The sequence below is a fragment of the Bacillus sp. FSL M8-0071 genome, from assembly GCF_037975455.1.
In the GTDB taxonomy this organism is placed as follows: Bacteria; Bacillota; Bacilli; order Bacillales; family Bacillaceae; genus Bacillus; species Bacillus subtilis.
In genome coordinates, this window is record NZ_CP150256.1 from 2,457,948 (window position 1) to 2,478,640 (window position 20,693).

Annotated in this window: 22 protein-coding genes; all 22 read right to left on the bottom strand. The window is 42.6% G+C overall.

Annotated features, from left to right (window positions below; all coding sequences use genetic code 11):
* Positions 1 to 218 precede the first annotated feature (218 nt).
* Positions 219 to 1,334: an RNA polymerase sigma factor RpoD gene (gene rpoD, locus MKX71_RS12560; protein ID WP_003226225.1), complete on the bottom strand. Its 1,116-nt coding sequence runs from the start codon at positions 1,332 to 1,334 to the stop codon at positions 219 to 221.
* 198 nt (positions 1,335 to 1,532) lie between these two features.
* Complete coding sequence (dnaG, locus tag MKX71_RS12565) at positions 1,533 to 3,344, bottom strand: DNA primase (protein ID WP_014480290.1); 1,812 nt, start codon at positions 3,342 to 3,344, stop codon at positions 1,533 to 1,535.
* A gap of 33 nt (positions 3,345 to 3,377) precedes the next feature.
* Positions 3,378 to 3,872: a YaiI/YqxD family protein gene (locus MKX71_RS12570; protein ID WP_003230065.1), complete on the bottom strand. Its 495-nt coding sequence runs from the start codon at positions 3,870 to 3,872 to the stop codon at positions 3,378 to 3,380.
* 253 nt (positions 3,873 to 4,125) lie between these two features.
* Positions 4,126 to 4,938, bottom strand: a complete 813-nt coding sequence (locus MKX71_RS12575) for a pyruvate, water dikinase regulatory protein (RefSeq protein ID WP_003230064.1) — start codon at positions 4,936 to 4,938, stop codon at positions 4,126 to 4,128.
* A gap of 25 nt (positions 4,939 to 4,963) precedes the next feature.
* Positions 4,964 to 5,602 (bottom strand): transcriptional regulator CcpN, encoded by a 639-nt coding sequence (ccpN, locus tag MKX71_RS12580; protein WP_003237058.1) that lies wholly within the window; start codon positions 5,600 to 5,602, stop codon positions 4,964 to 4,966.
* 132 nt (positions 5,603 to 5,734) lie between these two features.
* Positions 5,735 to 7,774 carry a glycine--tRNA ligase subunit beta gene (glyS, locus tag MKX71_RS12585; RefSeq protein ID WP_032722129.1) on the bottom strand — a complete coding sequence of 680 codons (2,040 nt, stop codon included), beginning with the start codon at positions 7,772 to 7,774 and terminating at the stop codon, positions 5,735 to 5,737.
* A complete protein-coding gene (glyQ, locus tag MKX71_RS12590) occupies positions 7,767 to 8,654 on the bottom strand; it encodes a glycine--tRNA ligase subunit alpha (RefSeq protein WP_003226213.1) in 888 nt (295 codons plus the stop codon). Before glyQ ends, glyS begins: the two co-directional genes overlap by 8 nt.
* Before the next feature lie 296 nt (positions 8,655 to 8,950).
* Positions 8,951 to 9,718, bottom strand: a complete 768-nt coding sequence (recO, locus tag MKX71_RS12595; RefSeq protein WP_041850024.1) for a DNA repair protein RecO — start codon at positions 9,716 to 9,718, stop codon at positions 8,951 to 8,953.
* A gap of 36 nt (positions 9,719 to 9,754) precedes the next feature.
* The gene (locus MKX71_RS12600) at positions 9,755 to 9,898 is read right to left on the bottom strand and encodes a YqzL family protein (RefSeq protein ID WP_003230053.1); all 144 of its coding nucleotides are present in this window, start codon (positions 9,896 to 9,898) and stop codon (positions 9,755 to 9,757) included.
* Between the two features lie 147 nt (positions 9,899 to 10,045).
* Complete coding sequence (gene era, locus MKX71_RS12605; protein ID WP_003230051.1) at positions 10,046 to 10,951, bottom strand: GTPase Era; 906 nt, start codon at positions 10,949 to 10,951, stop codon at positions 10,046 to 10,048.
* Positions 10,932 to 11,342: a cytidine deaminase gene (locus MKX71_RS12610; RefSeq protein ID WP_003230049.1), complete on the bottom strand. Its 411-nt coding sequence runs from the start codon at positions 11,340 to 11,342 to the stop codon at positions 10,932 to 10,934. The genes era and MKX71_RS12610 overlap by 20 nt, the downstream gene beginning before the upstream one ends.
* A gap of 118 nt (positions 11,343 to 11,460) precedes the next feature.
* Positions 11,461 to 11,832, bottom strand: a complete 372-nt coding sequence (locus MKX71_RS12615) for a diacylglycerol kinase family protein (protein WP_015384119.1) — start codon at positions 11,830 to 11,832, stop codon at positions 11,461 to 11,463.
* On the bottom strand, positions 11,813 to 12,286 hold the full coding sequence (ybeY, locus tag MKX71_RS12620) for an rRNA maturation RNase YbeY (RefSeq protein ID WP_003230039.1): 474 nt from the start codon (positions 12,284 to 12,286) through the stop codon (positions 11,813 to 11,815). The genes MKX71_RS12615 and ybeY overlap by 20 nt, the downstream gene beginning before the upstream one ends.
* Entirely contained in the window at positions 12,287 to 14,422 is a 2,136-nt protein-coding gene (pgpH, locus tag MKX71_RS12625; RefSeq protein ID WP_010886570.1) for a cyclic-di-AMP phosphodiesterase PgpH, read from the bottom strand. It lies immediately after the preceding gene.
* A 78-nt stretch (positions 14,423 to 14,500) separates the two neighbouring features.
* Entirely contained in the window at positions 14,501 to 15,460 is a 960-nt protein-coding gene (locus tag MKX71_RS12630; protein ID WP_014477373.1) for a PhoH family protein, read from the bottom strand.
* A complete protein-coding gene (yqfD, locus tag MKX71_RS12635) occupies positions 15,457 to 16,653 on the bottom strand; it encodes a sporulation protein YqfD (protein WP_003230033.1) in 1,197 nt (398 codons plus the stop codon). Before yqfD ends, MKX71_RS12630 begins: the two co-directional genes overlap by 4 nt.
* A gap of 18 nt (positions 16,654 to 16,671) precedes the next feature.
* Positions 16,672 to 16,953: a sporulation protein YqfC gene (gene yqfC / locus MKX71_RS12640; protein WP_003226191.1), complete on the bottom strand. Its 282-nt coding sequence runs from the start codon at positions 16,951 to 16,953 to the stop codon at positions 16,672 to 16,674.
* A gap of 56 nt (positions 16,954 to 17,009) precedes the next feature.
* On the bottom strand, positions 17,010 to 17,429 hold the full coding sequence (locus tag MKX71_RS12645) for a hypothetical protein (protein ID WP_032722132.1): 420 nt from the start codon (positions 17,427 to 17,429) through the stop codon (positions 17,010 to 17,012).
* Between the two features lie 24 nt (positions 17,430 to 17,453).
* On the bottom strand, positions 17,454 to 18,449 hold the full coding sequence (floA, locus tag MKX71_RS12650; protein WP_003230026.1) for a flotillin-like protein FloA: 996 nt from the start codon (positions 18,447 to 18,449) through the stop codon (positions 17,454 to 17,456).
* 21 nt (positions 18,450 to 18,470) lie between these two features.
* Positions 18,471 to 19,784, bottom strand: a complete 1,314-nt coding sequence (locus MKX71_RS12655; RefSeq protein WP_339231177.1) for a nodulation protein NfeD — start codon at positions 19,782 to 19,784, stop codon at positions 18,471 to 18,473.
* Positions 19,785 to 19,914: 130 nt separating this feature from the next.
* On the bottom strand, positions 19,915 to 20,361 hold the full coding sequence (locus MKX71_RS12660; RefSeq protein ID WP_003230022.1) for a GatB/YqeY domain-containing protein: 447 nt from the start codon (positions 20,359 to 20,361) through the stop codon (positions 19,915 to 19,917).
* Positions 20,362 to 20,375: 14 nt separating this feature from the next.
* The gene (rpsU, locus tag MKX71_RS12665) at positions 20,376 to 20,549 is read right to left on the bottom strand and encodes a 30S ribosomal protein S21 (protein WP_003152957.1); all 174 of its coding nucleotides are present in this window, start codon (positions 20,547 to 20,549) and stop codon (positions 20,376 to 20,378) included.
* Between the last annotated feature and the right edge of the window lie 144 nt (positions 20,550 to 20,693).

Consider the following 20,693-nt stretch of genomic DNA (forward strand, 5'->3'; position numbering starts at 1 on the left):
CAAAATTGAATTGAAACATGCCTAAATCTCTAATATCCTTTTTATTCTATTGTATAATGTATTGTATACGCTTACAATAGAAAATATGGAATTAGATTTTGAAATTTTTCACCACAATGTTCATTTGCAAATGACATCATTTTTCAGTAAAATAAAGGCATATTATCCATATATCTTTTTAAAAAAAAGAAGAACGGATCTTCAAGACCCGTTCCATCTTATTCAAGGAAATCTTTCAAACGTTTACTTCTGCTAGGATGTCTTAGTTTCCGCAACGCTTTGGCTTCGATTTGTCGAATACGCTCTCTCGTTACTCCAAATACTTTGCCGACCTCTTCTAATGTTCTTGTACGGCCGTCATCAAGACCGAATCGAAGACGCAATACATTTTCTTCACGATCAGTTAACGTATCAAGCACATCTTCCAGCTGCTCTTTCAATAGCTCGTATGCGGCGTGGTCAGAAGGTGAAGTTGCTTCTTGGTCTTCAATGAAATCACCAAGGTGCGAGTCATCCTCTTCACCGATCGGTGTTTCCAGAGATACCGGCTCTTGAGCAATCTTTAAGATTTCGCGTACTTTTTCAGGCGTTAAATCCATATCTTCCGCAATTTCTTCAGGTGTTGGTTCTCTGCCTAAGTCTTGCAGTAATTGACGCTGCACACGGATTAATTTATTAATGGTTTCAACCATATGAACGGGAATCCGGATCGTTCTCGCCTGATCGGCAATGGCGCGTGTAATCGCCTGTCTGATCCACCACGTAGCATACGTACTGAATTTATAACCTTTGCGATAATCAAATTTTTCAACGGCTTTCATCAGGCCCATGTTTCCTTCCTGGATCAGATCAAGGAACAGCATACCGCGTCCGACATACCGTTTTGCGATACTGACAACAAGCCGCAGGTTCGCTTCAGCCAATCTGCGTTTAGATTCTTCGTCACCTTCTTCAATCTTTTGAGCGTAGGCGATTTCTTCTTTTGCAGAAAGAAGGTTAACCCGACCGATTTCCTTTAAATACATACGAACTGGGTCATTGATTTTAACGCCAGGCGGTACACTTAGGTCATTAAGGTCAAATTCTTCTTCGGCTTTGGCAAGCTGCTGAATATTAGGATCTTCTGTTTCTTCATTCTCACTAATTAATTCAACACCTTGTTCACCTAAAAATTCATAATACTCATCCATTTGGTCTGATTCAATTTCAAAGCTGGACATACGCTCAGCAATTTCTTCATATGTCAAAACGCCACGTTTTTTACCAGACTCTGTTAATTGCTCTTTTACTTGGTCGAATGTTAATTCTGTCTCGTGGGTTTGTTTATCAGCCATTATGGATCCCTCCTTCCAAAGCTTGCAACGAATTCTATAAGCGGTATGATTCTTATTCGGTCCATTCAGGCGTTTTCTATGTGAACTGCCTTTAACAATGTGCGAATAATGAAATGACAATTCATGATGAGGTTAAGCGATCTATTTGCTCCTCCGCAAGGAATCATTGCCAATAAATGCTCCTCATCAGTTCTCCAGTTATTTTAAAGATCGGTTCAATGTAACGATTTCTTGAGCCAAAGAAGCAGCTCTTAAAAAATCTTTTTGCCTCTCTGCTTCGGCTCTTTCCGCCTCTTTTTCTTTTATCATTGACCAATTTCTTTGATTCAACACTTTTTTTACATAATCTGATAACTCGGCTTCGCTAAGCTCTTGATTAACCTGAAGCATTAATATATCGGACAAGAGCTGGCTTATATGATCATCCGTCACCCTGGCCATCAGATGCTGAGGCGTAAGCTCGGCTCCCTCTTCATAAAAAGCATAAAGATAGGCGGCTAATGCCCGGTGCTCATCAATATTAAATTGAAACCCTACCCGGTCAATCACTTTTTTGATGACGCTCCGATCTCGAAGCATGTGAGCGAGTAACAGCCTTTCTGCATTTTCATACGCCGGACGCAAACGTTTTTGCCTTGCTTTTGTCGTCAGATGCGCTCGCCGCGTTTTTGTTTCACCGCTATTGTCAGCAGGTTTGTTTTGCTTGCTGAAAACAGACAGCTGCTCAGTTAAAGACTCCTGTGAAAGCGAAAACTCTGAAGCAAGCTGCTTTACATAGACTTCCTGCTCTAGAGACCCTGAAAGCGTGCTGATTTCTTTCAGTACGTCTTTAATGTAAGCTAGTCGGTCGCCTTCATCGGACAGGTTCTTTCCTTTTCGGAAATATTGCATTTTGAACGCCATTACGGTGACACTGGCATCAATAATGTCGTTTTTAAATTTTTCCCCGCCGAATTTTTTGATGTAATCATCAGGGTCCAATCCGTCAGGAATCATTGCAACTCTGACTTTGCAGCCTTTTTTTTGCAGAAGCTCCGAAGCTTTTAAGGTGGCTTCATAACCGGCTTTATCAGAGTCATAGCAAAGAATGATTTCTTCGACGTTTCTTCTCAGGATCTTGACATGATCATCTGTAAGAGATGTTCCCATCGTGGCTATGCTTTCTTTTACACCCGAGCTTACGGCCGATATGACATCAGCAAACCCTTCAAATAAGACTGCTCTTTCCTGCTTTCTGATATGAAGGCGGGCCTTATAAAAATTGTAAAGCAGTTTGCTTTTATGAAAGAGCGGGGTTTCAGGACTGTTCATATACTTAGGCTGCTGGCTGCCAAGAGCCCTGCCTGAGAAAGCAACAACAGCCCCGTGATGATCATGGATCGGAAACATGACACGGTTTCTGAAGCGGTCGAAATATCCGCTTCCGTCTTCGCGTCTGATCAGGAGACCCGCTTTTTCCATTTGCGCCTCACTAAATCCCCTCTTTACAAGGAATTTCGTGATAAAGTCCCAAGAATCAAGAGCATAGCCAATCTGAAATTCATCAATCAGCTCTTTCGTAAAGCCCCTAGAAAGCAGATAATCCAGTGCCTCTTGACCTTCTTTTGTATTTATTAACAAATGATGGTAAAATTTCTTCAGGAGCTCATGGGCCTCAGCCATTTTTTGTTCTCCAGAAGACTCTGGCCGGGCTCCGGAATGGACTGTTATATCATCTGGAAAATCAATTTGGTATTTGTCAGCAAGGTGAGAAACCGACTCGGCAAATGAGTAGCCTTCCATCTGCCTTAAAAAAGAGAAAACATTGCCGCCCGCTCCGCAGCCAAAGCAATGAAAAATCTGTTTGTCGGGCGATACGGAAAACGAAGGTGTGCTTTCTCCATGAAAAGGACAGAGTCCAAAGTAGTTTCGGCCTTGCTTCTTTAATTGAACATAATCACCTATGACTTCAACGATATCTGCCGACTTTTGCACCTGATCCACAATTTCATCTGGTATCCGATTTCCCATCTTATAACACTCCGTCGTACATTATTCGATGCTTTAGTGCAAAATCCCTTCATCGTTCGACAGGATTTTTTGCAGCAGTGTAATAAATCGTTCTCGATCTTCTTTATTCAATTTTTTAGGCCCTTTGGCATATACGCCTTTTCTTCTTTGTTTGCCGGAAAAATGACGGCCCTCTAGGGCAAAATCAATCGTGTCTTCTTTGTAAAGACGACCCCTTTCCGACATAACGGAGACATTTCTGTTCAACAGCAGAGATGCTAATCCGATGTCCTGCGTCACAACAATATCTCCCGGTTTCACGTGATTTGCGATATATAAATCAGCAGCTTCTTTATGAGGATCAACATACTTCCATTTTTCTTCATTGCTTCTGGAAAGCTGATAATGTTCAAATGAAGCGACAAAAAGAACTTGAACTTCATACTCGGATGCTGTTTGTAAAATTTCATCTTTTACCGGACAAGCATCAGCATCGACAAAAATCGTCTTTTCTTGTTCATTAAGAAGAGTAATTCTCCATCCCTCCATTAAACTCCTGCATAAAAGCAAGCAAAATCGCACATCCTTTATTATTGTGGATGTATATGAATTTGTCGAAAAATTTCCGGGAGAAATTCTTGACATCTTACCCATAATAGTTTATTCGTATCACACGATCCTTAAACCTAAAATTAATCATTTTATCACAATTTTTTATTATAATACAAACTTCACAAAGATGCTATTGTTTTTCATTATTCCCTTTTGGCACAGCCAAAAACCCAGGATAGAGCGTCCTGAGTTATATGTTTTTTGTTTTGAGATGATGGATAATATTTGCTGTTTCCTCAACCGCTTTATTTGAAACATCAACAACCTGGCAGCCGATCCGATCCACAATCTTTTCGAAATACTCGAGTTCCTCTTTGATTCTGTTGATATTTGCATAAATCGCTTTATCATTAAGCCCGAGTGATTTTAAACGTTCTTTTCTGATATGATTCAGTTTATCAGGGCTAATCTTTAAACCGATGCATTTTTTCGGATCAACGTTAAAGAGTTCTTCCGGCGGATCAACCTCCGGTACAATCGGAACATTGGCAACCTTCAGGCGTTTGTGTGCGAGATATTGAGACAGCGGTGTTTTAGACGTTCTTGACACGCCGATCAAAACGATATCAGCTTTTAAAATTCCTCTTGGATCACGTCCATCATCGTATTTAACTGCAAACTCGATGGCCTCCACTTTTTTGAAATAATCTTCATCAAGCTGGCGCACCCGCCCCGGTTCGTATTTCGCTGTTAAACCGTAGGCTGTTTCCATTTTATCAATCAACGGGCCGATAATATCATAATATAAAACATTTGCTTTTTCCGCTTCGGCTATCAAATATTCTCTGATTTCCGGCACTACGAGTGTAAAACAGATAATGCCGCCGTCTGCCTTTGCAAGTGAAATCACTTCATTGATAGTGCCTATATCTTCAACATAAGGAATTCTTCTTACATGAGTATCATCCGCCGATCCGTTAAATTGGCTGAGTGCTGCTTTTACTACCAATTCAGCCGTTTCACCGACGGAATCCGATACAACATAGATGATGCGGTTATTCATATTATCCCCCCGTTAGTTTGCAATCTTATAGGATTTCATTTTCAGATAAACTGACAAGTATTTTGGTCATATTTGTTTTTGTCACTCTGCCGATCACTTCAAAGCCTTTATCGGTGTCTTTGATGACAGGCAGTGCATCAATTTGTTTTTCTATTAAGTGCTTTGCTATGTCCATCACATAATCCTCGCGTCTGCACACCGTAATGTTCGGCATCCTTGTCATGATGATGTGAACAGGGACCGATGTAAGCTCCTGCTGGCCAATGCTCGCTCTGAGCAAGTCTTTTCGTGAAAGCACCCCGACTAAAACAGCATCGCGGTCCACCACAAACAGAGTACCTACATCTTCTAAAAACATGGTGCAAATCGCATCGTACACAGAAACGTTTTCGTGAATCACTACGGGGATAGATTGAAAGTCTTTCACCTGAAGCTTTTTGAGTTTATCCGCCAAAAGCTGTGTGCCGGTTTTTCCCGTATAGAAATAACCGACTCTCGGGCGCGCCTCGAGGAATCCTGACATGGTGAGTATGGCTAAATCCGGGCGCAATGTGGCCCTGGTTAGGTTCAGCTTTTCTGCAATATGCTCCCCTGTAATCGGCCCGTTTTCTTTTACAATCTGCAAAATATGTTCTTGCCGTTTATTTAGTTCGATCGTACTCACCACCTTTTCACTTCATAGCTATGTAAAGAAATAATAATCCATATTATAACGTAAATATCTTGTAATCAAACAAAAAACTTATAAATGGGGAAAAGACGATTACCGATCACACAGCAACCGCCTTTTCTCTCTTTATTTTACAATAAGGGCATTCATATTCGCAAAGGACTTGATCTCATCCGCCAAGCTTACCATTTGCGCTAAACGATTTGCCTTTAATGACTCATTATCCGCTATAACCATTGTATGATCGAAGTAAGCATCGATCGGTTCTTTTAAGGCTGCAAGTGAAGCAAGCGCCGCCTCATAATCTTTTTTGCTGAAGTTTTCCTGCAGATTTTGCTTCGCTGTTTGGTAGGCATCAAACAGTTTTGCTTCGTATTCATTTTCAAACAGATCAGGCTGAATGTCTCCGCGGACTCCTTTTTTGCTGATAGAGATCACTCGGCCTAACGCTTCGGCTGTTTCCTTAAAGCCAGGTGCACCAAGCTTTTGCTCCAGTACTTGTGCTTTATGCAGCGCAGAGTACGGCTCAAGCTCAGAGCTTTCCAGCACGGCGTCAATGACATCATGTCTGATTTGTTCAGCATTCAAGACATATTTCAAGCGCTGAGTGAAGAAATCCAGCAGTTCATTTTCTTTATCGGTTTGAACGAAAGTAAGCAGCTCTTCAAATGAAATTCCCCAGTTGCGGTCAAGAAGAATCGCAACAATACCGCTTGCTTGGCGGCGCAGTCCGTAAGGGTCCTGGGAACCGGTCGGAATTACGCCGATAGAGAAGAATGAAGCGATTGTGTCAAGCTTATCCGCCATTGCTACAACAGCTCCGGTGAAAGTAGAAGGCGTTTCTCCGCCCGCTGATCTAGGCATATAATGTTCATTAACTGCCGCAGCCACAGCTTCATCTTCGCCAAGCATTCTCGCATACTTTTCGCCCATAATTCCTTGAAGTTCAGGGAATTCATATATCATATGCGTCACAAGGTCGAATTTAGAAATTTCAGCAGCCCGCTTCACATGTTTTAATGTATCTTCATCAGCCTGAAGACGAACGGCAAGTTTCTCTGCGATTGATGTGACTCTCCTAACCTTATCAGCAAGAGAACCAAGCTCTTCATGGAAAACGATATTTTCAAGCTTCTTCACATTTGCATCAATGTTTAGTTTCTGATCTTCTTTGTAGAAGAATGAAGCATCAGATAAACGTGCGCGCAGCACTTTTTCATTGCCTCGGGCCACATTTTCAATCGCGTGGCTGTTGCCGTTTCGGACTGTGATAAAGTGAGGCAGCAGGTCACCGTTTTTGTCTTTGACAGGGAAGTAGCGCTGATGCTCTTTCATTGTTGTGACAAGCACTTCTTCAGGAATTGACAGAAACTCGGATTCAAATGAACCGTAAAGAGCTGTCGGGTATTCTACTAAATGATTCACTTCATCAAGAAGGTCTTCGTCAACTGGAATGCTCCAATTGTTTTCAGCAGCCATTGTTTCCAGCTGAGATTGAATCATTTGCTTTCGGACGCTAGGATCAGCAATAACATGCTGTTCTTTCAGCTGCTCTTCATAAGCTGAAGGTGATTCAATTGACACTTCATGTCCGAGGAAACGGTGTCCCTGTGTTGTCCGTCCAGACTCAACGTTTGTGATCGAAAATGGAATGACATCCTGTCCAAATAATGCGACAATCCATTTGATCGGTCGGATATAACGCAAATCTTCATTTCCCCAGCGCATGTTTTTCGGGAAATGCAAGCTTGTAATTAAACCGCTCAATTCTGGCAGAAGCGACTTCGTTTCTTGGCCGGCTTGGAATTTTTGCACGAATACATACTCTATGCCTTTTACTTCTTTGATGTACAGGTCTTCCACATTTGCGCCTTGGCCTTTTGAAAAGCCGATTGCCGCTTTTGTCCAGTTCCCGTCCGCATCAAGGGCAATTTTTTTCGCAGGCCCTTTTGCTTCTTCTTTTATATCATCCTGCTTTTCTGCGACATCCTTAACGAACACAGCAAGACGTCTCGGTGTATTGAAGAGTTTCACTTCACCGTGAGTAATGTTTTTTTCTTTAAGCCAGCCTGTCAGCTTGTCGCCAAGCTGAACCATGCTTTCATTCAAAAAGCGCGCCGGCATTTCCTCTAATCCGATCTCTAAAAGTAAATCCTGTTTACTCATGAGAAGAACCCTCCCCTTTAAGCATTGGGAACCCTAGTTTTTCTCGTTCCTCATAGTAGGTTTTTGCTACTTTTCTAGCTAAATTCCGCACTCTTGCGATATAGCCCGTCCGCTCGGTAACAGAGATCGCACCTTTGGCATCAAGCAGGTTGAAAGTGTGCGAGCATTTCAGCACATAGTCATATGCTGGATGAACAAGTCCGTTGTCCATTTGCTTGATCGCTTCTTTTTCATATGTGCTGAACAATTGGAACAGCATATCGACGTCTGATGTTTCAAACGTATAAACAGAATGCTCATATTCAGCCATCATGAATAAATCTTTTACTGTAAACCCTGACGTCCATTCCAAGTCAAACACGTTTTCTTTATCCTGGATATAAGACGCGAGACGCTCAATTCCATACGTAATCTCTACAGAAACGGGTTTACACTCTAATCCCCCGACCTGCTGGAAATACGTAAATTGTGTTATTTCCATTCCGTCAAGCCAAACTTCCCAGCCTAGACCCGCGCAGCCTAAAGACGGATTCTCCCAGTTGTCTTCAACAAAGCGAATATCGTGCTCAAGCGGATCAATTCCAAGAGCACGCAAGGAATCCAAATACAGCTCTTGAATGTTATCAGGTGACGGTTTAATAATGACCTGGAACTGATGATGCTGATACAGTCTGTTCGGGTTCTCCCCGTAGCGGCCGTCTGCCGGACGTCTGGAAGGCTCTACATAAGCCACTTTCCACGGCTCAGGACCGATACTGCGCAAAAATGTATACGGGCTCATCGTGCCGGCTCCTTTTTCTACATCGTAAGCCTGCATAAGCACACAGCCCTGACTGGACCAATGCTTTTGCAAGGTTAGAATCATGTCTTGAATATTCATTTCAAGCACCTCCACTTTTCTTTCATAAGTTGACTGCGGCAGCAACCAAAAAACTCCCGTCTCTATGCTTGCCAGCCGCAAACATAGGGACGAGAGTTCTCCCGCGGTTCCACCCTAGTTGCTGAGAACAAAATCCCAGCCTCTTTTTTAAAATTGCTCAAGAATGCCTTTCGTTGCGTGCTCATCCTTAGCTTACACCGCCCTAAGGTCGCTTTCATGAGGTAAACGCAAGTACTTCTTTCTCTCACTGCAACATATTTTATAATAAATGATCATATAAAAAGATGGACCAAAAGTCAACTTTTGTTTTCACCCATAAAATGTTTCATGCTTTCCATTTGATCTAAAAAGCGCTTTGATTTTAAATACAATCCCGAATATTCTTCGTAATATAAATCAATCACTTGCTTTAATTCAGCTTTTGTTTCCTCTTTTAAGGACACATTGCCGAGTCTCGACAGATCAAAATAGTAAAAGAGTCTTAACAGCCTTGCCGTTTGCGGTTTGATCGGTATCCTGTAAGGATCTTTTTCAAAACAGCGGTGGCATATAAAACCATTATCACGAACAGAGAAATGAAAGGTTCCGTCTTGGCTTTTACAATGTACACAATGATTTAGCTCAGGATACAGGCCCATGACACCGAGCATCTTCATTTGAACAATGAAGGTGATAACATCCGGATCTGTTCCTTCATTTAGCTGTTTTAATGACTCTAATATGAATTCAAATAAATAAGGATTTGGCTTTTTTTCTTCTGTGCCTCTGTCGACTAACTCAGCAATATAGGCAGCATATGCTGTTAAAAACAAGTCTTCCCTGATGCCTCTCATGCTGAGGATCATTTCCCCCTGCTGAAGCGTTCCTAGGCCCGATGTTTTTTGCATTAAGAAAGAACCATACAAAAAGGGCTGGCTGACTGCTGATAAACGGCTGTTCGGTTTTTTGGCGCCTCGTGCCATAACACCTATTTTTCCGTGTTCTCTTGTCAGTAAAGTTACGATTTTATTCGTCTCTCCGTAATCATTTGTGCGAAGAACGATTCCTTCACATTTTGTCAGCATTTCCGCACCTTCCTCAAGCAGGAGCGGCCAAGAGGTTTATAAAATTGGATAATCAAATCGGGCTAGCTCATCTTCTAGTTCTTCGGGTCTTTCCATGTTCTCTTTTTCCAGTTCTTTAAAAAGAAGATACGTATCAACATTTCCTGTTTGAGAAAATACGTTCCAGGTAAAATTCAACACAAGAAACCCACCTTTCTGTAGTTAAACTAGCTTACCTAAACTCCAAATTCTTACCTTTATCTTGACCAGATGTCCTCCATTTCATGTTAAACAAAATTTGCTAATGTATCCCTGTTCCTGTGAGATAATGACACACACAGCTAGAGATTAATATTCGTCCTCTTTAAAGCCAAAATCGCGAAGCTGGGACATTTTATTACGCCAGTCTTTCTGCACTTTCACCCACAATTCAAGGTAGACACGGGAGCCCAACAGTGCTTCAATATCCGCTCTCGCTCTTTTTCCAACCTCTTTTAGAAGGCTTCCTTTTTTACCGATCACGATGCCTTTCTGGGAATCCCGCTCGACCACAATCGTTGCCGCTACGTGCACAGAACCGTTGTCCTGCCCTTTGATGGATTCGATGGCCACCGCAATGCTGTGCGGGATTTCTTCTCTCGTCAAATGCAGCACCTTTTCCCTGATTAATTCAGAAATGATAAATCGCTCAGGGTGGTCAGTTACCTGGTCACTCGGATAGAATTGCGGCCCTTCCGGCAAATACGCTTCAATCTGAGCGAGCAAGGTTTCGATGTTATTTCCTTCTAAAGCAGAAATCGGAACAATTTCCTTAAAAGGATAACGTTTGCGGTATTCGTCAATTAGCAGAAGCAATTGGTCGGGATGAATTTTATCGATTTTGTTTACGATTAAGAATACAGGTGTAGACATCGTCTGCAATTTCTCAATGATGAATTCGTCGCCCTTCCCGTAGCCTTCCTCAGCATTGATCATAAACAAGATCAAATCGACTTCTTTTAATGTATTTTGCGCCACTTTCATCATAAAGTCCCCAAGCTTATGCTTAGGTTTATGAATCCCTGGTGTGTCAATAAAAATGGTTTGTGATGTGCCTGTCGTCAGTACTCCTTGCACCTTGTTTCTCGTCGTTTGGGGCTTATCGCTCATGATCGCGATTTTTTGTCCAATGACTCTGTTCAAAAATGTAGATTTTCCTACGTTTGGTCTTCCAATAATGGATACAAATCCTGATTTAAAGCTTTCGTTCGTCATGTAAATCCTCCGATGAAAATGCGCCTGGCAATAATTCTTCCACAGTCATTTCTTTTATTTGTCCTTGTAAATTAGTCAGTACGACAATAACGTCTTTTGTGCAAAGCTCAGAAATCACCTGGCGGCAGGCTCCGCACGGAGATACCGGTCCAGGGGTGTCAGCCGCAACGGCCAGCATCTGAAACTCTGTATCCCCTTCAGAAACAGCTTTAAATAAAGCGGTACGCTCGGCGCAATTGCACATGCTGTATGCCGCGTTCTCAATGTTGCAGCCTCTGTACACTTTTCCATCCTTGGTAAGAAGAGCGGCTCCTACTTGGAATTTGGAATACGGCGCATATGCCATATCACGCGCTTTTAAAGCTTCTGTTATTAATTCTTGTCTGTTCATGTGTACATTCCTCTCTTACCTATAATGGTACCGCTATCACTTTATATTTTACATAATCGCGCGCTTTTTTTCACGCCCATTTCTAAAAATGTAAAATAAATGTAAGAATTTTCAGCCATTACAGCTTTGGCAAAAAAATAAGTAAACCAATGATACACGAAATCACGGCAAAAACGCAAACAGCCCCGGCGGCAGCGTCCTTGGCCGCTTTAGCAAGAGGGTGATGTTTGTCAGTTATTAAATCAACCGTATGTTCAATGGCTGTATTTAAAAGCTCAAGCGAAAACATACCGCCTATCAAAAGGAATATAATCATCCACTCAATCATGCTGAGCTCTACAAGGAAGCCGCAAATGAGAACAGCACAGGCGGCTGCGGCATGAAATTGGAAATTCCGCTCCGTCCGCGCTGTTTCCCAGATGCCCCGGCCTGCATGCACGAAGCTTTTGAAGAATCGCTTCAGCTCATTTCTATGATCTTTTGAGTCCATAAGCGTCCAGCAATTCCTTTTGCTTAGTAAACATCTCCTCTTCTTCCTCTTTCGTCATATGGTCATATCCTAAAAGGTGCAGAAATCCGTGTACAGCTAGAAATCCGAGCTCTCTTTTAAAAGAATGATTATACTCCTCTGCCTGCTCTCTTGTGCGATCGGCACTGATGATAATATCACCTAAAACCGGAGGCATTTCGGCGCCCACGATTTCGATCTCGCCTTCCCCCTCTTCTTCAAGAGCAAATGAGATGACATCTGTCGGAGCATCCTTTCCCCGGTATTCTTTGTTAATCTGATGTATGTCATCATTGGAAACAATCGTGACAGAAACTTCAGCCTGATCCTGAACGCCTTCACGCTCAGCGGCAAATTGAAGCAGATTTTCTACTTCTTTGAGCATCTCTTCTGAGACGCTTCCCGTTTCATCAACGATATCAATCAGTAAACTCATCTATTTCACCTTCTTAGTAGCCTCCGGATATTCAATCCGGGAGTGGAAAATTCCTTTTAATGTTGCACAAAGCGTTTTTGCGATTGTATCCAGCTCTTTAAATGTCAAATCGCATTCACTGAACTGTCCGTCCTGAAGCTTATCGGATATAATACCCCGGACAAGCTTTTCAATTCGTTCAGGATTTGGATTATGCATGGATCTGACGGCCGCTTCAACACTGTCGGCCACTGATATAATTGCGGCTTCCTTTGACTGCGGCTTCGGCCCCGGATAACGGAACTCTTCCTCTGTAATCTGGTCGCCTTTTTCCTTCGCTTTATAGTAAAAAAACTTTAAAAGCGAGGTTCCATGATGCTGCTCAGCAATATCGACAAGCTCTTTCGGAAATTTATAGCTTCTCAGCATATTCGCACCGTCTGTCGTATGCGAGATAATAATATTTTTACTCAACTGAGGTGACAGCTTGTCATGCGGATTGTCAATATTCATTTGGTTTTCAATAAAATATTGCGGGCGCTTTGTTTTTCCGAGATCGTGATAATATGCGCCGACTCTTGCAAGCAAACCATTAGCCCCAACCGCTTCACAGGCTGCCTCTGATAAATTGGCAACCATTACACTGTGATGATATGTACCTGGTGTTTCTGTCAGTATTTTGCGCAATAGCGGATGGTTAGGATTAGACAGCTCGAGCAGCCTCATGGTGGATAAAATGCCAAAGCCCGTCTCAAAAAACGGCATCAGGCCGATGATCAATACAGATGAAGCAAACCCCGACACAACCCCCATGAGCATTAACGTGCCGATTTCAAGACCCGACAGCGCAGTGTTCTGGATCAATAATAAGGATAGAACGACAACCATATTAATAAACGCCACGAAAAGTCCGGTCTGCAAAATCTTTGATCTTGCATTGTGTTTTCCTAAAAATAATACACCTGAAATGCCGCTGATCAAATAATAAATCCCTATGACATAATTGAATGTTCCTGTCACACCCTGATTAAACATCATACTTCCGCAAATCGCAAGAATGATACTTCCCAAAATGGCAATGCGTTCATTCATCAGCAGTTTGATTAAGATGGCGCCGGCCGCAATGGGGACCAGATAGCCGATATTATTATACTCCATCTTCTGAAACAAACTGACAACCTCCATGATCACAAGCAAAAGTGTTGTGATTATGGAGAATAACAGAATGGATTGGTTTTTAAACTTCAGATTTTGTTTCTGTTTTTCAAAATAATATACAAGTGTTGCAATGAAAAGTCCGATCATAATCAATAGCCCGCTGATCGGTTTAAAGAGATTTGAGTTATTTAATAACCCGGTCAGCTCAAGTTTTCTGTACACTTCCCGATCAATGAGGTCATTTTCTTCCACGAGCACTTGCCCCTGTTTGATTTGAACCTGCTGGACATTATCTGAGGCTTCCTGCCGTTTTGCCTCTGTTGCTTTCGGATCGAAGACGTAATTCGGAATAATAGCAAAACGCCCGATTTCTGTCGCAGCTCCCAAGTATTTAGAAGGAATAGAATTGCTTTTTAGCTCTTTTTCTACCTTATCCTTTGCATCAGATAGTTTATCCGAGGGGATTTCACTGCTCATGACCGTATTTACTGCGGTAATGACCGTATCTCTGACAAAAGAAAAGTCTTCACTGTCTGCTTTCAGCAATGTCTTGATGGAATCCTCCGATATAGAATCATTCACATCTGATGTCAATTTGTCCTTTACAGATTTGACCATTGATTTTTCCGATGGTGATTTACTGCCTTCTTCCGATGATTTTTTCACTTCACTAATACTGTCGAATATTGATGACACAAGGTCAATCCGATTGTCTGTATATTCTTTTTTTAATGTATATTGATCTTCAACCGCGTCCTCAGCGGCTTGCTTTTTTTCCTCTGTGGCTTTTTGATCTTCTACGGTTGCCGGAGCGTAAATGGTCTTGTCGCTGACTGAAAACAGGTCTAAATCAAGTGTTTCCGGCTTAACATGTACAAAAAGCAAAGCAAACATAATGGCAGCCAGCAGAAGATACAGCAGTACATGCATGGAGCGGGCATTTTTAAAACTGCTCCATTTTTTCGAGCTGCTTTTGGTCTTAGCCTTCTTTTTCAACACAAGAACCTCCTCTTGAAACATCAAGCCCATAAGCAATCATAAAAATGACCCGATAACGCGCGATCGGGTCATTCAGCATTAATTTTGCTTATCGTATGCTTCAATAATTTTCGCAACAAGCGGATGTCTGACCACGTCTGTCTGGTCTAGCTCAATCATAGAAATGCCGTCTATTCCTTTCAGCATCTCCTTCGCTACTGCAAGTCCCGATTTGACGCCTTTCGGCAGATCAATTTGGCTGACGTCACCTGTAATGATCATTTTAGAGCCAAAACCCAGTCTCGTCAAAAACATTTTCATTTGAGCAGGCGTGGTATTCTGTGCTTCATCAAGTATAACATAAGCATCATCGAGCGTCCGCCCCCTCATATATGCGAGCGGAGCAATTTCAATGATGCCTCTTTCCATCAGACGTTCTGTATGATCTGCCCCAAGCACATCATGGAGAGCGTCATACAGCGGGCGCAAATAAGGATCTACTTTTTCTTTTAGGTCACCTGGGAGAAAACCAAGGCTTTCACCGGCTTCCACGGCAGGTCTTGTTAAAATGATTTTTTTGATATGTCCGTTTTTTAAAGCATGGACTGCTTTTACGACAGCCAGGTACGTTTTCCCGGTTCCCGCCGGACCAATGCCGAATACAAGGTCATTCCGCTTCATAGCGGCCACGTATTCCCGCTGTCCCATTGTTTTTACACGGATTGATTTGCCTTTTGCGTTTTTTGTAATTTCTTCTTCATACATGCTTTCAAAGTATTCAAGTTCATTCTTCTTTGCCATTTTGATGGCGTAAATCACATCACGTTCAGAGATCTCTATCCCCTTGCGAATTAAAGCGAGGAGCGATCCCAGCAGCCTGTCTGCAATCTGAAACGATTCATCATCGCCTGAAACATAAATCGTCTCGCCGCGCGTAATGATATTTACATTCAGATCTTTCTCCATCAATTTCAAAAAAGAATCTTGGTTCCCGAAGAGTGAAAGCGCCTCGTCCGGGTTTTTCAGTTTTTGATTCATCGCAAGTAAATGTTCTGTCATTCTTCAGTCTCCCTGACAATAGGTGTGGTTTGAACGATATCTTCTATAACTTGGTAGAGAATAATCAACTTTACTTTACCATTCTCAACAGTCTGGTGCAAAACTTTTTCACTTTTCACCTCGCCGTTTTCGCCTATTTTATCCTCTACATCCTGTTTACCCAATTTAATGCCTTCTTGAACTGCTTCTTCTTTTGTATATTTTCGCAAAGCCTCTTCACTTTCTCTCGTTTGCTCTTTGACATAGGATACAGGGAGCTTAAATCCGAGAAAATGAAGCGAATGCTTTTCTTGTTCTGTTTTTGGATGCTTCAATTCCTCTTTTTTAAACGTCATCCCCCAGATCGGGATTGCCAAAGAACCAAAAGAAAGCTTGTGCTTTGTCCTTACTTTGCCCGTATAGACGTTAAATAATGTTTCAAGCGGGACTGTCACTTCTGATCTATACCAGGTTTCTCCGTAAATTTCTGCTTTTGAGGCGACTTCCTGCTGATGGTCTTCGCTGCCGATCAGTCCCGAAACAAGCAGCTGTCCCTTTTCAACATGATCGTGTATGGCGGCCATGGGCTGTCCTTTTTGCACAAACATTCTCGTAATGGTTGCTTTCTTTTTGGCGACAATATTGCGCGGGCTAACATATTTTTCTTTTTCGGGCTCATTTTTCTCCACAACTTTCATATGAATGGTCGTCCCCTTCAGATCAACTCCGACCCAAGTGATATTGTCTATTCCATTGGTTAATGATTTCTGTATTTTTTCGGGCGACATCATTAAAAACTGCAGACGGCCCTTTTTGACGCCGATTTCATTAAGATGCTGCCTCATTTGATGTTCTGTTTCAGGCTTAGCGCCTGTCACATCAATTTTCCACACCATATTGGACAGCAAAAACAAAAGAATGAAAAAAATCGCAAAACCGATCGTAAACCCTATATTCAGCTTTGATTTCAGCAACAGGAAGGGAAATCCCTTCCGATTGATAAATCGGGCTTTACATTTAAATTTACTTCTTACCCGCCGAAAGGCATGTACATCCTGAAGCTGTATATATAACGATACGGCTTCTTTCTTTTTTTTGACATGAAAGACCGGAATCCCCTGTCTTGTGCATTCATTAAGGAGCCGCTCAATCCCTCTTCCCGTCAATTCAAGCTGGACCTTACCCGAAAAAAAAGACAGCCATTTATTTTTCACAACATTTCCCCCTCGGCTTTATGACTCAACATATCGAACGACATCAATCGTACCCTCCAAAAGTATCTCTTCCGGAAGAATCGCCTTGATGACAAAATTTTTACCAGATATGATGCACTGGCCCTGCTTCAGCATCAGCCGCACTTCATTCTCACTGAAAAGCAAAAGGCCTCTGTGGTTTTCTATGTAGATATGAAGTCTGCCAACCATTGTAATCCTCGGCAGATCCATCATAACGTCCGGGGGAATTTCCAATGCTCTTGTCAGCCAAGCTTTCATACGATTCTTTCTTTGCCCCATACAAAAAGAACCCCCTTTCATCTCATATGTATGATTTGAAAGGAGGTTCTAACACTTTAATTTTTACGGGCAGGGCGCATCGTACGGTGAGGTTTTTTCGCCCGTGGAGGTCCGAACACCTCTCCTAGAACGATCCCCTGTACGACGGTGTCTTTATTCACCTGAAGCATTTTTTGTTTTGTGTATACTGTTTTTTGTTTGGCAGCAGCAAGATCTCGTTCCAGCCCTTTCAGGTTTCTTGCTGTTTCCCTGCGTCTTTCTTCCGCTTCCCGTCTTGCCTGTTCCATACGGTTAGGGATAGGTGCAGGGGCATCTTCTTTTGACTGCTTCTTTTGAGGAGAAGCAGATTGCATGTGTTGAGGTTTTTTACTTTTTTGGCTGTTTTGCTTTTCTTCTTTGCTCTTTTTGCCGAAAATCGCAGAAATGATTCCGATGATCGCTGCAATAATAAGCGGATTGGTCAGTAAATCTTCCATCAGCGTTCTCCCTTCTTAGAGAGATTATGATTTGCGGTCTTCATCCGAAGGGTCTTTCGTCAGCTTGCCGAATGAATCACGCATTTCTGTGTCAGCATCGATGTTCTTGATATTCATGTAATCCATGACGCCAATATTCCCTTCACGCAAAGCTTCTGCCATCGCAAGCGGCACTTCCGCCTCGGCTTCTACCACTTTCGCGCGCATTTCTTCTACGCGGGCACGCATTTCCTGTTCTTGAGCGACAGCCATCGCACGTCGTTCTTCCGCTTTTGCCTGCGCGATGTTTTTATCAGCCTCGGCCTGATCGGTTTGTAAAATTGCCCCGATGTTTTTGCCGATATCTACATCTGCAATATCAATTGAGAGAATTTCAAACGCAGTTCCTGAGTCCAATCCTTTTCCAAGGACTGTCTGAGAAATCATGTCAGGGTTTTCAAGCACTTTTTTATGATTATCAGATGAACCGATTGTAGAAACGATCCCCTCACCTACACGAGCTACAATGGTTTCTTCCCCTGCTCCCCCAACGAGGCGCTCGATATTCGCTCTTACTGTGATTCTCGCTTTCGCTTTCACTTCAATCCCGTCCATTGCAACACCGGCAATGAATGGTGTTTCAATCACCTTAGGATTAACGCTCATTTGAACAGCTTCCAACACGTCCCGGCCTGCAAGATCAATGGCAGCACAGCGCTCGAATGTGAGTTCAATGTTAGCTCGCTGAGCAGCGATCAGCGCGTTGACGACTCTGTCAACATTACCTCCAGCCAGGTAGTGGCTTTCAAGCTGGTTTGTTCCAACATTCAGTCCCGCTTTATGCGCTTTAATCAGCGGGTTAACAACCCGATTCGGAATGACACGGCGAAGCCTCATCCCAACTAGAGTGAAAATGCTGATTTTCACTCCGGCTGCTAAAGCTGAAATCCAAAGCATTACAGGCACAAATGTAAAAAATACTGCCAAAACAATGATCGCTACTGCGACAATTGCCAGAATCATAAGTGTTGACGGATCCATATAACTTCTCCTCGTTTCTATTTAAATTTCTCTCACGACAATGCGTGAGCCTTCTACTTTAATCACTTTTACTTTTTTATCTTTTTCTGTAAACGATCCCTCCGAAACAACGTCAAGGCGTTCATCATCAATAATGACGGTACCGGAAGGACGCAGCGGTGTAAAGGTTATACCCACTTTTCCCATTAAGTCCGTGCGGGTTTGATTTGAAACGTAGCCGCTCTCCGTATTTGTAGAATCATTTAATATCAATTTCTTAAAGAATTTCATACGCTTTCCCAACACCCTTGTCAGTAAAATAAAAGCTGTAATCGAAACAGCTGAGGCGATCAAGAGAGAAACCGCCATGACAGTGAAGCTCCCCGCGGCTAAAAACAGGCTCGCAATAATCGCTCCCAAGCCCAGTAATCCAATGATTCCTCCGGGAAGAAAAATCTCAAGCAGAATGAGAATCACCCCTGCTATAAAGAGGAGAACCGTCTCATACCCGGCAAGGCCGGCTGCAAGATGCCCGTAAAAGAACAGCAATAACGCAATGAGTCCAGCCGTTCCAGGGAGGCCGACACCCGGGGAAAAAAGCTCTACCGTCAGACCTAAAAAAGCGATTGTCAGCAGAATAGGGACAATGACCGGATTCGTCAGCCATCTTGCTGTCTTTTCCGCAAAGCTCTCCTTTGCATAGCTGATCTGCGCCTTTTCGAACCCAAGCTTCTTTACGAGCGTGGAGAAATTGTCAGCAGTGCCTTCTGAATAGCCTACCTCAATCGCCTTGTCTGCGTTAAGTGTCAGCAGATCTCCCTTAGGCGCGCCAACTTCCTTGGCATCTATATCTGGGTCAGCCATTGCGAGCGCATATTTTGGATCGCGGTTATTTTTCACTGCGGAATCTTGCATCTCTGCCAGCCAAAGTGATTGAGCTTTTTGGTCAGCGGCATTGCCTTGGCCATCAACAATCGCGGCGGCTCCCATTTTTCCGCCAGGCGCCATATAAATGTGATCTGCTTGAAGTGCAATATATGCACCAGCAGACAACGCGCGTTTGTTGACATATGCAGTTACGGGGATCTCGCTTTCGGTTATCAAATCGGCCATATCAATAGCAGATTTGACCAATCCCCCCGGGGTATTGATATCGAGAATAATATGGTCTGCATGTGCATCCTTTGCATCTTGTAACGAACGGGACAAAAACGAGGCGAGACCCTGTTCGACATTTTTTTCAACCGGGATCACATAAACAGTTTGTTTTTCTGCTTTTGCGTTCAGCTGTACGCCTAATAAAGAAAGCAAAAATATACCCAAAAGAGCAGCACGGAATCCTTTGATTTGAAGCAAGGGCGGTGTATCCCTCCTTCCTTTATAATAAAGTGCCTTCTCTTCATACGTAACAAATGTATCAAAGGTTTCATTTTTTTATGTATAAAAAAAGACATCTCTCTTAGAAAGATGTCCTTTTCTTTGCCATTTAAGACAGTTGACTGCTCACAAGCTTATTAATTAAACTTCCGTCAGCTTTACCTTTTACTTTAGGCATAATTGCCCCCATCACTTTGCCCATGTCCGCTTTTGAGCTCGCACCGACCTCCGCGATGGTTTCATTTACGATTGTACGCAGCTCTTCTTCTGACAGCTGCTCAGGTAAATAAACTTCTAAAATGTCCAGCTCTTTTTGAACTTTATCTACTAAATCTAAACGATTAGCGTTTGAAAATTCCTGGAGGGAGTCTTTACGTTGCTTAAGTTCACGAGAAAGGACAGTGAGTTCCTCATCCTCGGTCAAACTGTCTTTCTTAAGCTTAATTGCTTCATTTTGAAGTGAAGCCTTAACCATTCGAACGACAGTCAGTTTGTCTTTCTCACGGTTTTTCATATACAGCTTCATATCCTGGTTGAGACGCTCAAGAAGACTCATAAATCCACCCTCTTTTAGAATTTGCGTTTTCTAGCAGCTTCAGACTTTTTCTTGCGCTTTACGCTAGGTTTTTCATAAAATTCACGCTTTCTTGCTTCTTGCAAAGTACCTGTCTTTGATACACTGCGTTTGAAGCGACGAAGAGCATCTTCAAGCGATTCGTTTTTTCTAACGACCGTTTTTGACATTCTCTTTCCCTCCCTCCGAATACACCAATCGACTACCTTTAAGTTACACATATAAACATGTACTTTGACATTATAATATAAGCCATCAGTCAGGTCAACTAAGTGAGTTCACTTTTCCGTCATGAGTGCGACTGCCTGTCTATA